The following is a 17,729-nucleotide window of genomic DNA, read 5'->3' on the forward strand; positions in this document are numbered from 1 at the left end:
GTGGCACAAGTGACCCCCACAGGGATCCGGCAATCCTTCTATTGGAGCTACAAGCAACACAAAATTAGGGCAGGGATCCCTAGAAGGAACTCTCTCAGGAGGATCTACCGTTCATCACCCGACAAGAGCAAGACTGGATTTGCAGCCTGATGCTCAAGTAGAAACTAACATCTGCTTCAACAAAGTGCAAGTGCGCTGCAACACACAGGCCCAATCTTTAGATTGGTCAGCGTATGATACGGAGCCCTTTTTTGAAGGGGAGAACCTTTAATGGCTGAATCCATCAAGCCAGGTGGTGAGGTCAATCAACGACTGGAACTCCAGCAAGGCTAGACCCAGCTCTTCCAAGCGCTCCACCGATAAAGACCGAATCTGAGCCTCCACCTCCTCAGGCAGGGATCCCATTTTGCCAATCTTCTCAGTGGGAAAAGCAGCCAGAAAGGAGTGACCACCTCAGGGATCCCCGTGGATTGTAGTTGACTGAGCTTGATTAGGGTCTTAGGAACCCCAGCGCTAAACCCAAGATAATAAACAAGCCAAAGCCAATCCGATAAAAGATGAACAGCCAAGTGCTGCTGCGCTGCAAAAACTTAATCAGCCAATCGATAGAGAGATAGGAAAAGACAAAAGCAGAAAGAGTGCCCAACCCCTGCGGCAGCAGGGCCTCTGCCTCGAACTCGGAGATAAACTCCACAACCCCCGCCAAAAATAATGCCGGGATCCCCAGCAAGAAGGAGTAGCGAGCGGCAGCCGAGCGCTGCAAATGGAGAAACAGCCCTGCCGTCAGCGTCGAGCCGGAGCGCGACACCCCAGGGATCAGGGACAAAGCTTGGGCCAGCCCTACCCAGATCCCATCCCAAATGCCTAAGCTGTGAAGGTCTCGCTGGCGTTTGCCCGTTTGCTCTGCCCAGCCCAACAACACAGCCAAGCCGATGGCTGCGACGGCGATCACCCACAACTGGCGGGGCGGGGATCCCCAAATGGCCTTGATGGCCCAGCCGGCAACCACAATTGGCACTGTTCCCACCAGGATCCCGACCGACAGCCGCCAAGGCTCCTGCTGGAAATCTCGTTCTCGCCAGGCTTTCCAGGAGCCCAGGAGCAACTGGCGCAGGTCAGAGGCAAAGTAGATCAGCACCGCCCCCAAACTGCCCAACTGGATCACCGCCGTAAACGAAGCTCCCGCATCCGGCCACCCCACCAAAGCCGGAAACACCCGCAGATGAGCCGTGCTGCTAATGGGCAGAAATTCGGTGATCCCTTGCACCATGCCCAAAATCAGAGCTTGCCACCAATTGGGATACCAGGTGTCAGCAAGCAACAAGGTAAACACTCCCCCACCCAAACTTGCCGGATTTGCACAATCCCCATTCTTAGAAAAACTCAGAACTCCGGCTTTTTCCAGCAGCCCATACCACGGCGAACAAACACTTGCAGAGGGATCCCACCCCAACTGGCCGGGAACTTGGGTGTCGCTGTCCCAGACCCGCAAAAGGGCTGTGCCTATAGGATCGCCGCAAAGATCAACAGTAGGTCAGATCATCGGGTCAATAGATCAGAAGCCAATCCGCTCTGGGTCTTCAATGGTAATCAGCCAGTTGCCCACATTCCGGAAGAGGGGGTTGGGTTCCGTACCCCGTACCCGCGCCTCCACACGGTAGATACCGGCAGATGAAGGGTTGCGCACGTTGGAGAGCACCAGACGGATCTCCTGACCGGCAGCAATGGGTTGACGGGCCACCACCTCTAGAGAGCGAAACTCCTCGTTCCAGTACACTTGATCCAGCTCTACAGGCCGGCCTTCTACCTCCAGGCGGACACTTTCCGGATCGATGCGGCCATCGAAATTCCTGTCCCCGTTGATCTGCACTTCTGCCACCGCCACATTCTGGGGGGGAATGGTCAGGCGATAGCGATCCAAACGACTGCGAACCCCGCCAAAATCGAGCCGATAGCTGAGGACAGGCACCCCCTCACTGCCGGTGATCACCAAACCCGACTGCGCCTCTGCAGAATGGGGCACCATCAGGGATCCCAGGCTCCCCATCAACAGGCCCGCCAAGGCCAGCCTCATTCCTCGCCGAGCAAGGCCAAGTTCCTGCGAACATTTCCCTGCTCTCATCACTGCTCTCAACACCCAAACCTCCGCTGGTTGAAACACTTCAGCACCCTCAAAGCTTGCCAACGCAACCTGCAGCCAACCTAACCAGTGGCAAGACCGCCATCTCGCCGTCCATTGTAGGGGATGGGATCCTCTCTACCGAGAGAGCCTAGGGCTCACCGGGGTGCGCAAGTACGCAGTTCTGGCAGAGATCTCAACAAGAACTTTGGGCCACCATACCCACAGTGCAGCCCCCCACAGCGCCGATTGTAACGGCAAGATGCCCCTGCCCTTCTACTGCTTCTTCACTTGAGGAAACTCAGCACCCCCACCCCGATCACCATCAGCACCCAGAGCAGGGATCCCACCAGAATCACATTCTTGGCCCGGCTCCAGTCACTGGCTGAGCTGTAGAGCACCGGCACCGCCACCACCAACAGCAAGCTGTAAAGCACCAACACCAACAAAGCAATTTGGAAAACAAGCATCATCTTGCGGATCCCTCACAAAAGTCTTGTCTTGGATAAAAGCTCCCGGCAACACCGGACGGCAGCAGGATAAATAGGATGACGCTCTGACTATACCAAAATAGGATCCCTCTCAAAGCCAAATCCGTTGGGGCAGTTGATGGACTCACCTGGATACAGGCTGGAGGCGGAAGGGGTTAAAGTCGGTTGCCACATCGAAGTAGTCTTCTTGTTCTTGCTGCTTTAGCCAGCCGGTAATGGCATAGGTCAGGGGCGTAAACGCCACCTCAACGGCACACTTGAACACATAGTTGGAGAGTATTAAGCTGCCCAGGCCAGGGAACACCCCCCAAAAAGCCAAAGTGACAAACAGACCCGTGTCCACCGCTTGGCCCACCAAGGTAGAGCCGATGGTGCGCGTCCACAGCCACCGTCCCCGCGTCCACACCTTCATCCGGGCCAGTACATAGGCGTTGGCAAAGCTGCCTCCCCAATAGGCGATTAAGCTGGCCAGCACAAGGCGGGGCGTCAGGCCCAGAATCTGGTCGTAGGCTTCTTGATAGGGCCAGTCGGGGGCGGCCGGCAGGGATCCCACGATCATGAATGTCACCGACATGAGGGCCGCCGAGAGAAATCCCAGCCAGATCACCCGTCGCGAGCGGGCATAGCCATAGACTTCGGTGAGGATGTCGCCGAAGATGTAGCTGAGGGGGAAGAGAATGGTGCCCCCGTCAAAGGTAAAGGGCCCCAGAAGAACGATCTTGGTCGAGGCGATGTTGGAAATCAGCAGCACGGCCACAAATAGAGCCGTCACCGCATCCAGGTGCCGATAAGCTCGCTCAAAAACCCTCTCAGACATCAGGATCCCCCCAGCAACTTACGAATGTGCCGCAGCTCCTTGACGATCAAGGCCAAACCCTGAGTGTGTCGCTCCACTTCGCCGGCGAGCTTGCTGATCTGGGCCTCCAGATTGCTGCTGCGGGATTCCTGACGCGCCAGGCGTTGGTTGATCCCAGAAAGCCGCGCCACCACCTCCCGCTGGATCAAGTTTTCCGTACCTTGAATCAGCAGCGTCTCGATGGCGGTGAGCCGGTTCAGAATCAGTTGGGTGTTGGTTTCGGATCCCGGCTCCGGTGCGGCGGCAGGAGCGACCTGGAGGGCCTTTTGGATGCGAGCCAAAAGGGCATCTGCCTCAAACGGTTTCTCGATAAAGTCAAAATCGACAAAGGGCTCAGGGATGCGGGCAGTCACCTGTTCCTTCAGCCCCGACATCATGATGATAGGAGTATTTTTCAGACTGTCTTCGCGGCGGATGGCCTGCAAGGTGTCGTAGCCATCCATCTTGGGCATGACAAAATCCAGCAGGATCAGGTCGGGGTGATGTTTTTTGGCCGCTTCCAGCCCTGTCAACCCGTCTTTGGCCTCCACCACTTGGAACTGATCGGCCAAGATGCTGGCCACCATCTTGCGAATCATGATGCTATCGTCAATGACCAACACCGTCTTGGTTGTCATGCTGAGGCGCTCCCTCTTCCCATTATCAAATCGACCTGATCAGCCCCTTCCTCCAGCTCATAGGGCAATCGGGGACATCCTTTTGAGGACACCACTAGAGTACTCCCCTGCTTGGCCAGATGGGGTGTGCTCAGGGATCCAATTCCGCCAGGTTTTCCCCGCGCCCAGCGGCTGCCGGCCCGGCGTGGCCGCCTTGCTATAATTAAGTGTAAACAAACGTTAAGCCTTCATTCTTCATTCGCACCTTGCAGGGTTATGAGCCTACAACTAAGTCCTGAGCTGTCGCTGCCGATCCCATCTCCAGTCGGAGAAGCTGCCTACCGCGCTTTTCAGTGGGGCAAAAACATCTTCGGCTTTGCCCACAAAGCGCTCTCCACCCAAGCTTCAGATCTGATGCTCTCCGTGCTCAGGGATCTGCAAAGCTTCTCCTCCGGGAGGACCCCGCCGCCGCGGGCCAAGGTGCGGGTGAGCGCTGACACGCTACAGGTGTTGCGGGCCCGTTACGAACAACTCCTGCAAGCGGACTGGCAAGATGCTGAGGCAGGGTACTACCCTCACGCGCTCCTGTTCGACAACCCCTGGCTGGACTTTGCCCGCTATTACCCACAGGTGTGGTTGGATTTGCCGCAAATTACTCGGCGGGTTCACAGCAAGCGTTACCAAGAGTTTTCTCAAGACATCTCCACCGAGGGCTATCCGAAATACTACCTGCAAAATTTTCATTACCAAACCAACGGCTATCTGAGCGACAGCTCGGCTGAGCTTTATGACCTGCAGGTGGAGCTGCTGTTTGGGGGCACAGCGGATGCAATGCGCCGTCGGGTGATTCGCCTGCTCAAAGATGCGTTGGATCCCACCTTGGTCAGCCCCCACATCCTCGATGTAGCCTGTGGCACGGGGCGGATGCTGCGCTTGCTGCGGGGATCCCTGCCCAAAGCGGCTTTGTACGGTCTGGATCTTTCCCCCGCCTATCTGCGCAAGGCCAACCGACTGTTGCAGGAGCTGCCGGGGGAGCTGCCCCAGCTTATCCGCGCCAACGCCGAGGCCATGCCCTATGCCGATGCCACCTTTGACGCCGTCATCAGCGTTTTTCTCTTTCATGAGCTGCCTGGCCCGGCCAGACAAAATGTCATCAACGAGATGAGTCGGGTGGTGAAGCCAGGGGGCGTGGTGGTCATCTGCGACTCGGTGCAACTGCTGGATTCGCCAGAGCTGAAGGAGACGATGGAAGCCTTTATGCAAACCTTCCACGAACCCTACTACCGCGACTACATCCACGACGATCTGGGGGTGCGCCTGCAACAGGCAGGCTGTGCGGTGTTGCGCCGAGAAACTCACTATGTCAGCACCTACACCCTAGCCCGTAAAGGTTGAGCGCCCCTTCCACAAGCTAAGGAGTAAGTCGGCGGCCACTTGTCCAGAGGGTGTATAGTAGTTTTAGACACGAAACCTTGGATAAGAAGACGGGTCACTAACTGGATAACCCTTGGGTGCAAGTCCGTCTAAGATCTTTTTCTTGTGCTTAGGCTCATGTCTCACCCTCATGGATCCCTCCGCGCCGGCATTACTGCTCTCAAGCAGGAGCGCTACCTGGAGGCGATCAACCTTCTCGAGTCCTTCTGCTACTGCTGTTCCATCCAAGAGAGACAGGAGCACCGCCTGAGCGAGCGCAATGGCTCGAGGGCAAATCCGGAAGAATGCGCTTTGGCTCGTGTGGCTCTGATTATGGCTTATCAGGGCAGTGGTGACTTGGAGCGCTCAACTGCCCTTTGCCAAGAGCTGTTGGAGGAGAAGGAAACTCCTGAGTCCGCTCCCTGGGCTCGGGAATGGGCAGCTCAGGCTCTACCTACCCTCAAGCAGGCTTCAGAACACTCCATGCCCCCTGAGGAAGTCATGGCGCGGCTACCCGTTCTCCGGCAGTTGGAAGACTGTCAGCCGCTGTGTAGCTCCCGCGATCCGGCTCCGCATCTGCTCAAATCTGCCTCTCTCTGAGGGAGAGGATCTGCAAGGAGCGGTGGACGCCCGGCTCTAGCCTTTATTCTCAACACAGTTCCACAGCAATCTTATGTCTGCTGCCGAACCGACTACCTATCATTTTGTCGTTGCCAGCCTGTCCTTCTTGCGTTCTGAGCCCCTGGAAGAGGTGTTGGAGGAGCGTCGTCGATACTGCGAGGAGCACCATCACCCTGTCGATTTCTTCTGGGTGCCCCAGCCGGCCTTCATGGAAGCTCCAGAGTTAAAGCCCCTGCGGGACAAGTTGAAGGAGCCCCTGGGGGCAGTGGTATCCACCAACGCGGATTTTATTCGTTGGCTGAGCCTGCGCTTAACCTTTGTAGAGAAGGGCAGCTTTGTGGCTCCCAGCGAGTCGATCCCGGATCCCTTGCGCTCTCTATCTGCCGCAGAAGGATAAGCCTGCCGATTCCCAAGATTTGGGTTGGTGGATTGGAAGGCGGGCCAAGATAAGATCGGGGCACCTTGTTTCTGCTTTCGTCTGCTGACGTCCGTTGGGGCATCGACGTCGGGGAAATGGGCAGGTCACCTGGGGAGCATCATGACTTGGGAGCAACGATGGGATTGGCCACAAGGAGGGGCAGGGATCTGCCACCCCAGTTCCCCTCTCCGGGATCTACCTGCATCAACGCCAAGTTGGGGACTGAAGTCAGAAGCTCTCTTGCCTGAGCCGACAGCAAGCCCCGCCCTCAGCTCGCCGGAGTGTTCTCCTGGGGATCCCTTGCCGGAGCCACCTCCTGAGGATCCCGAAAAAGGGCAAAAAGAAGAGAAAGAAGATCAAGGTCTATCTGAGCCGGGCCTGAGCAACTTTGTGGCCGTGCTGCGCCGGCGCAATTTCCTGCTGCTGTGGATGGGGCAGGCGTGTTCCCAGTTGGCGGACAAGGTGTTGTTGGTGCTGCTGATTGGGTTGGTTGCCCGCGAATTTCAGCCGGAAGGGGCTTCCATCAGCGGTTGGGTCTCGGCCATCATGCTGGCTTTTACGCTGCCGGCGATGCTATTGGGCAGCCTGGCAGGGGTATTTGTGGATCGCTGGCTGAAAAAAGGGGTGTTGGTGCTCTCCAACCTGGGGCGTGGGATCCTAGTGCTGCTGTTGCCGCCGCTGCTCTGGCTCACTGCCGGGCGCGACCTTTGGCCGGGGATCCCCTTGGGGTTTGCGGGGCTGTTGCTGGTGAGCTTTGCCGTCTCGGTTCTAACCCAGTTTTTTGCTCCTGCCGAGCAGGCGACTTTGCCCCTGATCCTGCCGAAACGAGAGTTGCTGGCGGCCAACTCCCTGTACACCACCACGATGATGGCTTCGCTGATCGTCGGGTTTGCCGTGGGGGAGCCGCTGTTAACCCTGGCAGATCGTTGGGTACGCCATTGGTTGCCGGGCTGGGAAGTGGGGCCGGAGCTGTTGGTGGGGGGAGCCTACCTCTTGGCGGGATCCCTGCTATTGCTGCTGCAACCCCGCGAGAAGCTAGAGCCCCGGCGTTGGGAAGTCCCCCACCTCTGGGAAGATCTCCGCTTGGGCCTGCAATATGTCAGCCAGATGCCCCTGATCCGAGCTGCCTTGGTGCAGGTGGTGGTGCTCTACTCGCTGTTTGCGGCGCTGGCAGTGTTGGCGGTGCGCATGGCCGAAGTGATGGCAGAGCTGAAGCCAGATCAGTTCGGGGTGTTGTTGGCCGCTGCCGGCCTGGGCATGGGGATCGGCGCCTTTTGGGTGGGCCATACGGGCCGACGGGTGAGCCGCCGCGCCTGGGTTGGCCTGGGATCCCTGCTGCTCTGTGGGGCTCTGGCAGCCCTATCCTGGACGACCCACTGGTTGCTGCCCAGCTTGGGCTGGATTGCCCTGTTGGGCTGTGGGGGGGCTTTGGTGGCGGTGCCGATGCAAACCTTGATCCAAGAGGAAACGCCTGACCATCTGCGAGGCAAGATCTTTGGGCTCCAGAACAACGCCGCCAACATTGCCCTCAGTTTGCCGCTGGTGTTCACGGGATTGGCAGAAGCCCGCCTTGGCCTTCCCTGGATGTTTGTGGCCCTGTCTGTTCTGGCGGGGCTGGCGGGGCTGTACACCTGGAGCCTATTGGGCAGAGAGGTCTCGTAAATCCTGCCGCAGCGCGAGGTTGGATATCCTCTTCCGAGGGGACGGGCCAAGGCAGGAGCTAACTCTGCTACTCTTGTAGAGGCTTGAGCATCGAGACTCCCTTTGCAGCTCAGCGTTTCAGCTCCGCGGGGATCCGCCCATGCACATCGCCTGGATAGGCAAAAAGACACCTTTCTGTGGCAACGTCACCTATAGCCGCGAGGTGACCAACGGCCTTTTGGATCGGGGACATCAGGTTAGCTTTTTTCACTTCACCAACGACGGCCAATCGCCCGCTCTGGATCCCGGTGGTGAAGGCTGGAGGGCGGAGCTGGATCGTCGAGACGTTTCCCTCCCCTGTCTGTACAAATCGCAGATTTACACGATCCCGGCCCCCAACGCCAAGCGGTTGCTCACCCAGGCTCTCAAGGAATTGCAGCCGGATCTGGTACATGCCTCCTTGACCATTTCTCCCATCGACTTTGTGCTGCCGGAGATCTGTGCTGAGCTCAACCAGCCGCTGGTGGCCACCTTCCACCCGGCCTTCGACCGGCGGCGGCGCAACATCGCCTCTCGCACCCAATACTTGGCCTACCAGCTCTACGCCCCGTGTTTGGCCAACTATCACCGCACCATTGTCTTCTCGGAAACGCAACGGGAGATCTTGGTCAAACTGGGGGTGAGCCCCCAGCAGGTGGTGGTCATTCCCAATGGTGTGGATGTGGACAAGTACGCGCCTGGGCCCTCCACCCTCAAACAGCGGTTGGGACTGGAGCGGATCTTCGTCTATCAAGGGCGGGTCTCGCCGGAAAAAAACCTGGAAGCCCTGCTCAAGGCTTGGAAACACGCCCAAATGGGGGAGAAGTGTGGTCTGCTGATCGTGGGGGATGGGCCACTGCTCAACACCCTCAAGCCCTGCTACACCCTTCAACATGGGATCCACTGGCTGGGCTATATTGCCGACGAGCAGCAGCGCATCGAGATCTTGCGAGGGGCTGATGTGTTTGTTTTGCCCTCCTTGATCGAGGGGCTCTCTTTGTCGCTGCTGGAGGCGATGGCCTGTGGGGTGGCAGCGGTAGCCACCGATGTGGGTGCCGATGGCGAGGTTTTGGCCGATGGAGCTGGGATCCCGCTGGATCCGACACGGGTGACAGCAGAGCTGCAAACGCTGCTGCCTTTGCTGCGGGATCAACGGGAGTTTACCCAACTGCTGGGGATGAAGGCCCGCCAGCGGGTGCTGGAGCGCTATACCCTCAGCCACAACCTCAGCCGGGTGGAACAGCTCTATCGAGAGCTGTGCCAGGGATCCCGTCAGCATCGCCGGGTGTGAGGGAAAATGAGGATCTTGATCTTTGTGTGATGAAGCTTGTGATATTTTTGCTAAGCTGTTTCGTTACGTTTCCAAGGGATTAACGCCAGTCTTCCCGATGGATGATCACAGCCCCCAAAAGGCCGTTTTAGGGCAGCCCCCTGCCGGGCTGTCAGATTCTTTGTGGTCAGAGTCCTTGCTGGCCCAGGATTCGGGCAAAAATCCCCTCCCCCCCAATGCTCCGTCGCTGTCGCCCACGGACAATTCGGGGGACTTGCGCTCAGCTCAGACCGGCCAGGATGAGGATCCCACCTCTTCAGGTGCCGTTGCGTCCGATGATAGAGAGCTGCCGGAGGTCAAGCCGGCCATTGTGCCTGCCCCTGCAATGCCGGATCGGGTGGCAGAACTGGAGAGAGAACACCATCGGATGCAGTATCTGCTGGCGTGGCTGGCTTTTGCTCTGCGCTCTTTTAACAACTTGAACCAGATCCTGGAGCTGACGGCTTTTGTGGCCAGCCAACTGACCGATGCCGAAGGCGGAGCCCTGGTTTTGTTCAATCCCAACGGCACCATCCAGTTGGATCAACTGCATTGTTCCGATCTCAATCACCGCGAGCAGATTCGGGCTGAGATGGAGCAAATTACCCAGACCCTCTCGGCTCAAGAGCCCATTCTCAAAACGGAGGGATCCCTGTCTGTTAAGATCCCTGCCCTTGAACACCTCTTGGACGAACGGTTCCGCCAGAGCTTGGGGCCGGATGTACGCCTTTTCGGCACGCCGCTGCTGATTCGCAACTCTGTCCAGGGTCGCTTGTACGTCTTCAGCCGTCAGCCTGGCTACCACTGGGATGAACGTCGCCAACAACTGTTGCGCTTGGTCGCCGATCAGGCAGGGGTGGCCATCGAAAATGACCGCTTGACGGCAGCCTTGCGCCGCAAGATGGCCCTGGAAAAAGAAATGGAGATTGGCTCTTACATCCAGACCCAACTGCTACCTCGGGAGTGCCCTCAAGTCAAGGGGATTCGCTTGGCAGCCCGTTGCCGGGTGGCCAGCAAAGTGGGGGGCGACTACTATGACTTCATCAAGATTCCCGGCGAACGCCTGGAAACATCCGACTCATCTGAAGAAACGGCAGGCTTTCGCTTGGCCATCGTCATTGGGGATGTGATGGGCAAAGGGGTGCCCGCCGGCCTGTTGATGACCATGACCCGCGCCATGGTGCGGGCGGAGGCCCTCAACCGCCATTCGCCGGCCCGTGTTCTGCAACATCTGAACCGGGCCATGTACAGTGACCTGGAAAACTCCAATCGCTTCATCAGCCTGTTTTATTCGGAGTACGATCCCCGCTCCCATCGCCTCTGCTTCAGCAACGCGGCCCACAACCCCACCCTGTGGTGGCAGGCCCGCACCCGAGAAATTCAACCCCTGGACACAGAGGGGGCGCTGATCGGCTTGGAAGAAAACAGCCACTACTCGGAAAGCTGCGTGCAACTGCAACCCGGGGATGTGGTGGTGTACTACACCGATGGCTACACGGAGACAGCCAACACCCGCGGCGAGCGCTTGGAAACCTCTGGGCTGATGGACGCCATCCAGTACGCTGCCCGTCGCTACGACTCCCCCGAAGACATTTTGGAGAGCTTGTTTGAGCAGATGGATGCCTTCCGAGGCCGTCGGGGATCCCACCCTCTTCCCCTATGGCTGCCCGAGGATCCAGAGCTCCTGTTGCAGGACGAGATTTCCCTGCGGCCTGAGCCCGTGGACGATACAACGCTGGTGGTGTTGAAGGTGTTGCCGGACTCTGAGCCAGCCTAGCTAAAAAAGTTCAAACTCAGGGTTAATGACAGCAGGCCGCAACGCTCACAATAGCTCAAGCAAGCTACTCAACGCTACTGGGCTGGGCAGCAACGGTGGGTTGGTTGACGTGGTTTTGCCGGACTACTAGGCTAGTTGGTTAGTTCTGGCATGCGTTCTGCATGGGCTAAAGCCTGCTCCAGCTTTAGTCTGTGTGGCTCTCTCAGAGAGCAAGGAGCGGCTACCTGCAGCTTGCGGGGAAGTCACGCCTGTGGAGATCCCTCTGGCGGGGCAGTGGGGGTGATCTCTGCTGCCAGCCATAGTTCGTTAAGGCAGGAAGAAAGCAGAAGCGCGGCAGACGCTGAGCACTCCGCGCCGCCGGTGCGAGTGGAAGTGTTTGTTGGCGTTTCGTAGGTCTTTCAGAGCGGTACGCTCTAGCTGGTGGAGCTACCAGGTTGGCTGCACTGTGTTATCTACACCTGAGGTACAACCATGAACTTCTCTCCTTCTGGGTCTGAGACCGCTTCGGTTTACTTGCCGGCCCCCGCGGCTTTCCAGACGGAAATGATTGTCGGGCAGGTGTTCCGACAGGATGTGCTGGGCGATATCCGCAAGGGTTGGAATGGCTTTGTGGAATCGGGCCAAATTTGGGCGCTTTTGATAGGGATCGTGGCGGGCTACATGCTCAAGAGCATCACCAGCTCCCACTAGGGCCTTGTCACCATTGCTCTAGCTGGATCCAGTTGGCCTGAGCCGGCGGGGTTTTGGCCGTCGGCGGTCGGTTTCTGTGTTTTTTTTCCACAACTGCAGTGGGGTCTTCCTACGGTGGTCAATCCTTCTCCCCATTCTTCCGGTTCCCAGCCGATGTCTGAGCCGACGGTAACTTCCACCCCTCGCCCCTGGAGCCAGCGCTTTGAGGGATCCCTGCATCCTGCCATCGCCCGCTTCAACGCCAGCATCGGCTTCGACATCCGCCTGCTGCCCTACGATGTGGCCGGATCCCTGGCTCATGTGCAAATGTTGGCCGCTTGTGGCATCCTGACCCGGCAAGAGGCCGACCAGATCCGGCAGGGATTGGAGCAGATCCAACAGGAGGCGGCTGCCGGCACCTTCCGGCCCGATCCAGAGGCAGAGGATGTCCACTATGCCGTCGAGCGTCGTTTGGTGGCTTTGGTGGGGGAAGTGGGAAAAAAACTGCATACCGGGCGCTCCCGCAACGACCAAGTGGCCACCGATCTGCGCCTCTATCTGCGGGATCAAATCGATCACCTTCGTCAAGCCCTCTGGGAGCTGCGCGGAGTTTTGTTGGACTTGGCCGAGCGGCATCTGGAGACAATCCTGCCCGGCTACACCCATCTGCAACGGGCTCAGCCGATTAGCTTGGCCCACCACCTCTTGGCCTATGAAGAAATGTTCTGGCGAGACTGGCAACGGCTGGGGCGGGTGCGGGAAGAGGTGAATGTCTGCCCCCTCGGATCCGGGGCTTTGGCCGGCACTTCCCTGCCCATTGATCGGCAGCTCACCGCCCATCTGCTGGGATTTGAGCGGATCAGCGCCAACAGCTTGGATGCCGTCAGCGACCGGGACTACCTGGTGGAGTTCCACGCTGCCGCCAGCTTGATTTTGGTGCATCTCAGCCGCCTCTCGGAAGAGGTGATCCTCTGGGCTTCCCAGGAGTTCGGCTTTGTCACCCTCACCGATGCCTGTGCCACCGGCTCCAGCCTCATGCCCCAGAAGAAAAATCCCGATGTGCCGGAGTTGGTGCGCGGCAAGGCGGGGCGGGTGTTTGGCCATCTCCAGGCTTTGTTGGTCACCTTGAAGGGGCTGCCGCTGGCCTACAACAAAGACCTCCAAGAAGACAAAGAGGGGCTATTCGACACGGTCGATACCCTGAAAGCCTGCCTAGAGGCGATGACCATTCTGCTGCGGGAAGGGATCCAATTTCAACCTGAGCGCATGGCCGCTGCTGTGCAGGAAGATTTCTCCAACGCCACCGATGTGGCCGACTACTTGGTGCGCAAAGGGATCCCCTTTCGCACAGCCCATGATTTGGTGGGGCAGATTGTGCGCATTTGTTTGGCAGAGGGGATCCTGCTGCGGGATCTGCCCTTGGAGCGCTGGAAAACCTTCCACCCGGCCTTTGAGGCGGACATTTTGACAGCCATCGATCCCCGCCAGGTGGTGGCCACGCGGCTCAGCGCCGGGGGAACGGGCTTTGCTGTGGTGCGAGAAGCCCTGCAACGGGCCCAGGCCCGCCACCAGCAGCCAGAGCCATCGGAAGAAACTCCACAAACTTAAACTGAACTCAAGGAGAGTTTGCAATTCTTGGGTTCTTCTCGCCAGTGTGTGCCATCCTGAGGTTCTCAGCCATCCAACGCAACTCCCAGCCTGTTGGCCTCTTCCCTGGGTATCGTTCCATGTTGGATAACCTCACCGCCCACGTCCTCGAAAATGCGGCCAAGCGTCGCTGGCGAGAACGCGCCTACAGCCGGTTTTTGCAAGATTGGCGACGGCAAGTGGTGCTGCTGCGCCGTCAACGGGCCGGCGAATTTGGCCCACCCCTGGGGGATCCCTCTTGTGTTTTCAGTGCCCACTCGGCCTGGTTGCGCTGTGCCGTCCATCCCCAAGGGCCGTGCCAGGGTTGCCCCCACTATGCCCCCGTCACCCCTCCAAAGCCAGAGCCACCTCTGGGTTCACTCGATGGACGGGTCTGACCGCGCCACACTGGTGGCCGAACATTTTCAGCAGCGGCGGCCTCTGCGGAACGGCCTGCCCGTTGCGCCCCAATGGCATCCGCTGTAGCTAAGTTGAGGGATCCCCGGCCAACTTGTGCCAGAATAAAAGAACGGTAACTCCATCGGCAAAGGCGAGATTCATGGCCCTCTACCTCTCGGCAGACCACCTTCACAGCATCCGCCAGCACGGCGAACAAGCCTTTCCCCACGAGAGCTGCGGCATTTTAATTGGGGAAATCCGGGGATCCGACAAGATCATCCACGAGCTTTGGTCGGTGACCAACACCTGGGATCAAGCGGAAAACCCTCTGGCAGACGGAGAATCCAGCCGCCGCCGCTTCTTGATCGATCCGGCGGATTTCAAGCGGGCCAACGACCACGCGGTGCGCAAAGGGCTGGGGATCCTGGGCACCTATCATTCCCATCCCAACCATGCGGCCATTCCCTCCGAGTTTGATCGGCAGCATGCTTTTCCTTGGGGCTTTTCCTGTGTGATCGTCAGTGTGCGCGAGGGCAAGGCAGAAGAGGTGGTGAGCTGGGTTTTGGATGAGCAGGAGCAGCCCCAACGGGAGCCGATGCAGATGCTGGAAGACATTCGCATCCCCCCGCTCCCGGCTTTGGCAAGCTAGAGTCGTTTGGGCTTTGCCGCTGTTTCAGGCTGAAATTCACGGCTAAGTTCAGTTGGGATCCCGGAAAGCTGGGATGGGTACCACCGGAAAAAGCGGTAGTCTAGTGCTGAACCTTGTCTGTAACATAGCTGAATCCTCAAAGTCAGTAGACAGCCCCAACAAGATCGACAAACGGATAGGTCAGCCCAGATCCTCTGGATCCTCAAAAGTCTCCAGTAGATACCCAAGATCTCTCCCCGAACTCCCATGGCAACCAAAGTTCTGATCCCCTCTCCCCTGCGCCCCTACACCGACAACCTGGAGGCTGTCGAGATCGAGGGCAGCAATGTTGGCGAAGTGATGGGCAACCTCATCGCCCGCTATGGCGAGCTGAAGCGCCACCTCTACACCGAGGATGGGAAGCTGCGCAATTTTGTCAATGTCTACCTCAACGACGAGGATGTGCGCACGTTGCCCCAAGGCAACAACACCCCCGTGGGAGAACAAGCCGTCATCAGCATCGTTCCTGCTATTGCCGGAGGGTTGTGAGCATGTTGAACCTGGATACCAGCCAAGTCAGCCTCTCCCGCGAAGAGATGGAGCGGTTTTCTCGGCATTTGATCCTGCCCGAGGTGGGCCTAGAAGGACAGAAGCGGCTGAAAGCGGGCAAAGTGCTGTGCATCGGCACAGGCGGCCTTGGCTCGCCCCTGTTGCTGTACTTGGCGGCAGCCGGCGTGGGGCGGATCGGCATTGTCGATTTTGATGTGGTGGATGTGTCCAACCTGCAGCGGCAGGTGATCCACGGCACCTCCTGGGTGGGCAAGCCGAAGGTGGAATCGGCCAAGAACCGCATCCTGGAGATCAACCCCCACTGTCAAGTGGATGTTTACAACACCGCCCTGAAGGCCCACAACGCACTGGAGCTGTTTGCCAACTATGACGTGATTGTGGATGGCACCGATAACTTCCCCACCCGTTACCTGGTGAACGATGCCTGTGTGTTGACGGGCAAGCCCAATGTCTACGGCTCGATCTTCCGCTTCGAGGGACAAGCGACGGTCTTCAACTACGAAGATGGGCCCAACTACCGGGATCTCTACCCCGAGCCGCCCCCACCAGGACTGGTGCCCTCCTGCGCCGAAGGGGGAGTGTTGGGGATCCTCCCCGGCATCATCGGTGTTATTCAAGCTACCGAAACCGTGAAGATCCTGCTGGGCGTGGGCACAACCCTAAGTGGGCGGCTGCTGCTTTACGATGCCCTGAACATGAGCTTCCGGGAGCTGAAGCTGCGCAAAAACCCGGCTACTCCGCCCATCACTGAGCTGATCGACTACGAACAGTTCTGCGGGATCCCGCCAGCCCAAGCCACAGAACAAGCTGGCCAGACAGAGATCCCCGAGATCACTGTGGCCGAGCTGAAAGCGCGGATGGATGCTCACCAAGACTTTGTGTTGGTCGATGTGCGCAACCCAAATGAGTGGGAGATAGGCCGGATCCCTGGTGCTCACCTGATCCCCCTGCCCCAAATTGAAAACGGCGACGGGGTGGAGCAGGTGCGTCGCCTCCTTAACGGCTCAGAGCTGATCGTCCACTGCAAGAGTGGGGCACGCTCGGCCAAAGCCCTGAAGATCCTACAAGCTGCTGGGATCCAAGGAAGAAACCTGCGCGGGGGGATCCTCGCCTGGGCAGAGGCTTACGATCCCTCGATTCCCAAGTACTGACCCTGTCTCAGGATCCCTAGCTGTTGCCCAGTTTGCTCTAGCATAGATCCGGTAGATCCGGTGCGCAGGGCCGGTTGCGCCAGATTCTCCCTTTTTCCATGAGTGCCATCCCGCAGGCCGAGACAGAAACGATCTTCCACTCCATCCCCGAAGCCCTCGAAGACCTCAAGTGTGGTCGCATGGTCATCGTGGTCGATGACGAAAACCGAGAAAACGAAGGGGATCTGGTCTGTGCTGCCCAGTTTGCCACGCCCCAAGCTATCAACTTCATGGCCACCTACGGGCGGGGCCTTATCTGCCTGGCCATGCAGGGATCCCGCCTCGATGAGCTGAAGATCCCGCTGATGGTGGGGCAGAACACCGACAGCAACCAAACTGCCTTCACCGTCAGCATTGATGCTGGGCCAGAGGCTGGAGTTTCCACCGGCATTTCCGCTGCCGATCGCTCTCGCACCATTCAGGCGGCCATTCACCCGCACACGCGACCGGAAGATCTGCGCCGGCCTGGGCATGTCTTTCCGCTGCGGGCACGGGAGGGCGGAGTACTCAAACGGGCTGGCCATACGGAAGCAGCGGTGGATCTGGCGATGTTGGCCGGGCTGTATCCGGCAGGGGTGATTTGCGAGATCCAAAACCCGGATGGCTCCATGGCCCGCCTGCCCCAGTTGATCGAATATGCCCGTCAGCACGATTTGAAGATCATCACCATCGCCCACCTCATCGAGTACCGCTTGCGCACCGAACAACTGGTTCACCGAGAGGCTGCCGCCACCCTGCCAACGGAGTTTGGCCAGTTTCGGGTTTACGGCTACCGCGATAGCCTCAACCAAGTCGAGCACCTGGCCCTGGTGAAAGGGGATCCGACCCAATTTGCCGCTGAGCCCGTCCTGGTGCGCGTCCATGTGGAGTGTCCCCTAGGGGATGCGCTGGGATCCCTGCGCTGCGATTGTCGCCGCCAATTGACAGCAGCCCTGAAGATGATCGGCCACCAGGGCAAGGGGGTGCTGGTGTACCTGCGCCGGCAAGAGCAGGAGCTGAGTCTCATCGAGCAAATCAAGTCCTACGCCCGGCAAGATCTGGGACTTTCTGAAACCGCGCCACCGGTGGCGATGGACTTGCGCGATTACGGCATCGGCGCCCAGATCCTACGGGATGTAGGGGTGCGCAAAATGCGCCTGATCAGCAACACCTCTCGCCACATCAGCGGCTTGAAAGGATTTGGCCTGGAAGTGGCCGAGCGCGTGCCCTTGCTGGTGGAAGAGCCGGATCTCAATTTGCACGTGGAGCCGTCCTGTTCCGTAAACTACCCGGCTCCGACCGCTAAGCGGTACGGAGCGGGCTTTCAGTAGCCCTGAGCCTGCTCTGCTCTACCAGAGAACAAAACAGGCCCGAACCTCTAGGCTGGT

General features: G+C 58.7%; 18 protein-coding genes and 1 pseudogene. 13 read left to right on the forward strand and 6 right to left on the reverse strand.

All coding sequences use genetic code 11. The features are described from left to right. Positions 1-267 precede the first annotated feature (267 nt). The 6 genes from ACVWVQ_RS05765 to ACVWVQ_RS05790 all read right to left on the reverse strand — a co-directional run bounded on the left by ACVWVQ_RS05765 (position 268) and on the right by ACVWVQ_RS05790 (position 4,083). A complete protein-coding gene (locus tag ACVWVQ_RS05765) occupies positions 268-405 on the reverse strand; it encodes a DUF4351 domain-containing protein (protein WP_414374584.1) in 138 nt (45 codons plus the stop codon). An 85-nt stretch (positions 406-490) separates the two neighbouring features. Next, positions 491-1,324 carry an undecaprenyl-diphosphate phosphatase gene (locus ACVWVQ_RS05770; RefSeq protein ID WP_457507369.1) on the reverse strand — a complete coding sequence of 278 codons (834 nt, stop codon included), beginning with the start codon at positions 1,322-1,324 and terminating at the stop codon, positions 491-493. A 231-nt stretch (positions 1,325-1,555) separates the two neighbouring features. Next, complete coding sequence (locus ACVWVQ_RS05775; RefSeq protein WP_414331896.1) at positions 1,556-2,074, reverse strand: DUF2808 domain-containing protein; 519 nt, start codon at positions 2,072-2,074, stop codon at positions 1,556-1,558. A gap of 332 nt (positions 2,075-2,406) precedes the next feature. After that, the gene (gene psbZ / locus ACVWVQ_RS05780) at positions 2,407-2,592 is read right to left on the reverse strand and encodes a photosystem II reaction center protein PsbZ (RefSeq protein ID WP_011433643.1); all 186 of its coding nucleotides are present in this window, start codon (positions 2,590-2,592) and stop codon (positions 2,407-2,409) included. A gap of 142 nt (positions 2,593-2,734) precedes the next feature. Next, positions 2,735-3,427: a queuosine precursor transporter gene (locus ACVWVQ_RS05785; protein ID WP_414408811.1), complete on the reverse strand. Its 693-nt coding sequence runs from the start codon at positions 3,425-3,427 to the stop codon at positions 2,735-2,737. Beyond that, a complete protein-coding gene (locus tag ACVWVQ_RS05790; RefSeq protein WP_457507371.1) occupies positions 3,427-4,083 on the reverse strand; it encodes a response regulator in 657 nt (218 codons plus the stop codon). Before ACVWVQ_RS05790 ends, ACVWVQ_RS05785 begins: the two co-directional genes overlap by 1 nt. 255 nt (positions 4,084-4,338) lie before the next feature. Here ACVWVQ_RS05790 and ACVWVQ_RS05795 point away from each other — a divergent pair, with 255 nt between their 5' ends. The 13 genes and pseudogenes from ACVWVQ_RS05795 to ribB all read left to right on the forward strand — a co-directional run. Next, on the forward strand, positions 4,339-5,457 hold the full coding sequence (locus ACVWVQ_RS05795) for a class I SAM-dependent methyltransferase (RefSeq protein ID WP_414349803.1): 1,119 nt from the start codon (positions 4,339-4,341) through the stop codon (positions 5,455-5,457). A 156-nt stretch (positions 5,458-5,613) separates the two neighbouring features. Beyond that, positions 5,614-6,075 carry a hypothetical protein gene (locus tag ACVWVQ_RS05800; protein WP_414388227.1) on the forward strand — a complete coding sequence of 154 codons (462 nt, stop codon included), beginning with the start codon at positions 5,614-5,616 and terminating at the stop codon, positions 6,073-6,075. 73 nt (positions 6,076-6,148) lie between these two features. Continuing rightward, entirely contained in the window at positions 6,149-6,493 is a 345-nt protein-coding gene (locus ACVWVQ_RS05805) for an MgPME-cyclase complex family protein (RefSeq protein WP_457507374.1), read from the forward strand. A 261-nt stretch (positions 6,494-6,754) separates the two neighbouring features. Further along, on the forward strand, positions 6,755-8,176 hold the full coding sequence (locus tag ACVWVQ_RS05810; protein WP_457507376.1) for an MFS transporter: 1,422 nt from the start codon (positions 6,755-6,757) through the stop codon (positions 8,174-8,176). Between the two features lie 139 nt (positions 8,177-8,315). Further along, complete coding sequence (locus ACVWVQ_RS05815) at positions 8,316-9,485, forward strand: glycosyltransferase family 4 protein (RefSeq protein WP_457507378.1); 1,170 nt, start codon at positions 8,316-8,318, stop codon at positions 9,483-9,485. 97 nt (positions 9,486-9,582) lie between these two features. Then, on the forward strand, positions 9,583-11,280 hold the full coding sequence (locus tag ACVWVQ_RS05820) for a PP2C family protein-serine/threonine phosphatase (RefSeq protein ID WP_238376753.1): 1,698 nt from the start codon (positions 9,583-9,585) through the stop codon (positions 11,278-11,280). Positions 11,281-11,751: 471 nt separating this feature from the next. Then, entirely contained in the window at positions 11,752-11,970 is a 219-nt protein-coding gene (locus tag ACVWVQ_RS05825; protein WP_414329334.1) for a hypothetical protein, read from the forward strand. Positions 11,971-12,123: 153 nt separating this feature from the next. Beyond that, positions 12,124-13,557, forward strand: coding sequence for an argininosuccinate lyase (argH, locus tag ACVWVQ_RS05830; protein ID WP_457507384.1), 1,434 nt, complete (start codon positions 12,124-12,126; stop codon positions 13,555-13,557). A 119-nt stretch (positions 13,558-13,676) separates the two neighbouring features. Further along, a complete protein-coding gene (locus ACVWVQ_RS05835; RefSeq protein ID WP_414329336.1) occupies positions 13,677-13,973 on the forward strand; it encodes a DUF6464 family protein in 297 nt (98 codons plus the stop codon). 161 nt (positions 13,974-14,134) lie between these two features. Next, positions 14,135-14,623, forward strand: coding sequence for a M67 family metallopeptidase (locus ACVWVQ_RS05840; protein WP_011433657.1), 489 nt, complete (start codon positions 14,135-14,137; stop codon positions 14,621-14,623). A gap of 246 nt (positions 14,624-14,869) precedes the next feature. Then, a complete protein-coding gene (locus tag ACVWVQ_RS05845; protein ID WP_011433658.1) occupies positions 14,870-15,151 on the forward strand; it encodes a MoaD/ThiS family protein in 282 nt (93 codons plus the stop codon). 2 nt (positions 15,152-15,153) lie between these two features. After that, positions 15,154-16,323: a molybdopterin-synthase adenylyltransferase MoeB gene (gene moeB, locus ACVWVQ_RS05850; RefSeq protein WP_457507380.1), complete on the forward strand. Its 1,170-nt coding sequence runs from the start codon at positions 15,154-15,156 to the stop codon at positions 16,321-16,323. A 98-nt stretch (positions 16,324-16,421) separates the two neighbouring features. Beyond that, positions 16,422-17,657 (forward strand): annotated as a pseudogene (gene ribB / locus ACVWVQ_RS05855) (3,4-dihydroxy-2-butanone-4-phosphate synthase); the annotation flags it as partial. Between the last annotated feature and the right edge of the window lie 72 nt (positions 17,658-17,729).

This window comes from Thermostichus sp. MS-CIW-36, assembly GCF_054059035.1.

What these genes read in the sequence shown, in the direction of transcription:
- ACVWVQ_RS05765 (WP_414374584.1), bottom strand. Translation starts at nt 405, where the DNA reads ATGGGATCCCTGCCTGAGGAGGTGGAGGCTCAGATTCGGTCTTTATCG.
- ACVWVQ_RS05775 (WP_414331896.1), bottom strand. Translation starts at nt 2,074, where the DNA reads ATGAGGCTGGCCTTGGCGGGCCTGTTGATGGGGAGCCTGGGATCCCTG.
- psbZ (WP_011433643.1), bottom strand. Translation starts at nt 2,592, where the DNA reads ATGATGCTTGTTTTCCAAATTGCTTTGTTGGTGTTGGTGCTTTACAGC.
- ACVWVQ_RS05785 (WP_414408811.1), bottom strand. Translation starts at nt 3,427, where the DNA reads ATGTCTGAGAGGGTTTTTGAGCGAGCTTATCGGCACCTGGATGCGGTG.
- ACVWVQ_RS05790 (WP_457507371.1), bottom strand. Translation starts at nt 4,083, where the DNA reads ATGACAACCAAGACGGTGTTGGTCATTGACGATAGCATCATGATTCGC.
- ACVWVQ_RS05795 (WP_414349803.1), top strand. Translation starts at nt 4,339, where the DNA reads ATGAGCCTACAACTAAGTCCTGAGCTGTCGCTGCCGATCCCATCTCCA.
- ACVWVQ_RS05800 (WP_414388227.1), top strand. Translation starts at nt 5,614, where the DNA reads ATGTCTCACCCTCATGGATCCCTCCGCGCCGGCATTACTGCTCTCAAG.
- ACVWVQ_RS05805 (WP_457507374.1), top strand. Translation starts at nt 6,149, where the DNA reads ATGTCTGCTGCCGAACCGACTACCTATCATTTTGTCGTTGCCAGCCTG.
- ACVWVQ_RS05815 (WP_457507378.1), top strand. Translation starts at nt 8,316, where the DNA reads ATGCACATCGCCTGGATAGGCAAAAAGACACCTTTCTGTGGCAACGTC.
- ACVWVQ_RS05820 (WP_238376753.1), top strand. Translation starts at nt 9,583, where the DNA reads ATGGATGATCACAGCCCCCAAAAGGCCGTTTTAGGGCAGCCCCCTGCC.
- ACVWVQ_RS05825 (WP_414329334.1), top strand. Translation starts at nt 11,752, where the DNA reads ATGAACTTCTCTCCTTCTGGGTCTGAGACCGCTTCGGTTTACTTGCCG.
- argH (WP_457507384.1), top strand. Translation starts at nt 12,124, where the DNA reads ATGTCTGAGCCGACGGTAACTTCCACCCCTCGCCCCTGGAGCCAGCGC.
- ACVWVQ_RS05835 (WP_414329336.1), top strand. Translation starts at nt 13,677, where the DNA reads ATGTTGGATAACCTCACCGCCCACGTCCTCGAAAATGCGGCCAAGCGT.
- ACVWVQ_RS05840 (WP_011433657.1), top strand. Translation starts at nt 14,135, where the DNA reads ATGGCCCTCTACCTCTCGGCAGACCACCTTCACAGCATCCGCCAGCAC.
- ACVWVQ_RS05845 (WP_011433658.1), top strand. Translation starts at nt 14,870, where the DNA reads ATGGCAACCAAAGTTCTGATCCCCTCTCCCCTGCGCCCCTACACCGAC.
- moeB (WP_457507380.1), top strand. Translation starts at nt 15,154, where the DNA reads ATGTTGAACCTGGATACCAGCCAAGTCAGCCTCTCCCGCGAAGAGATG.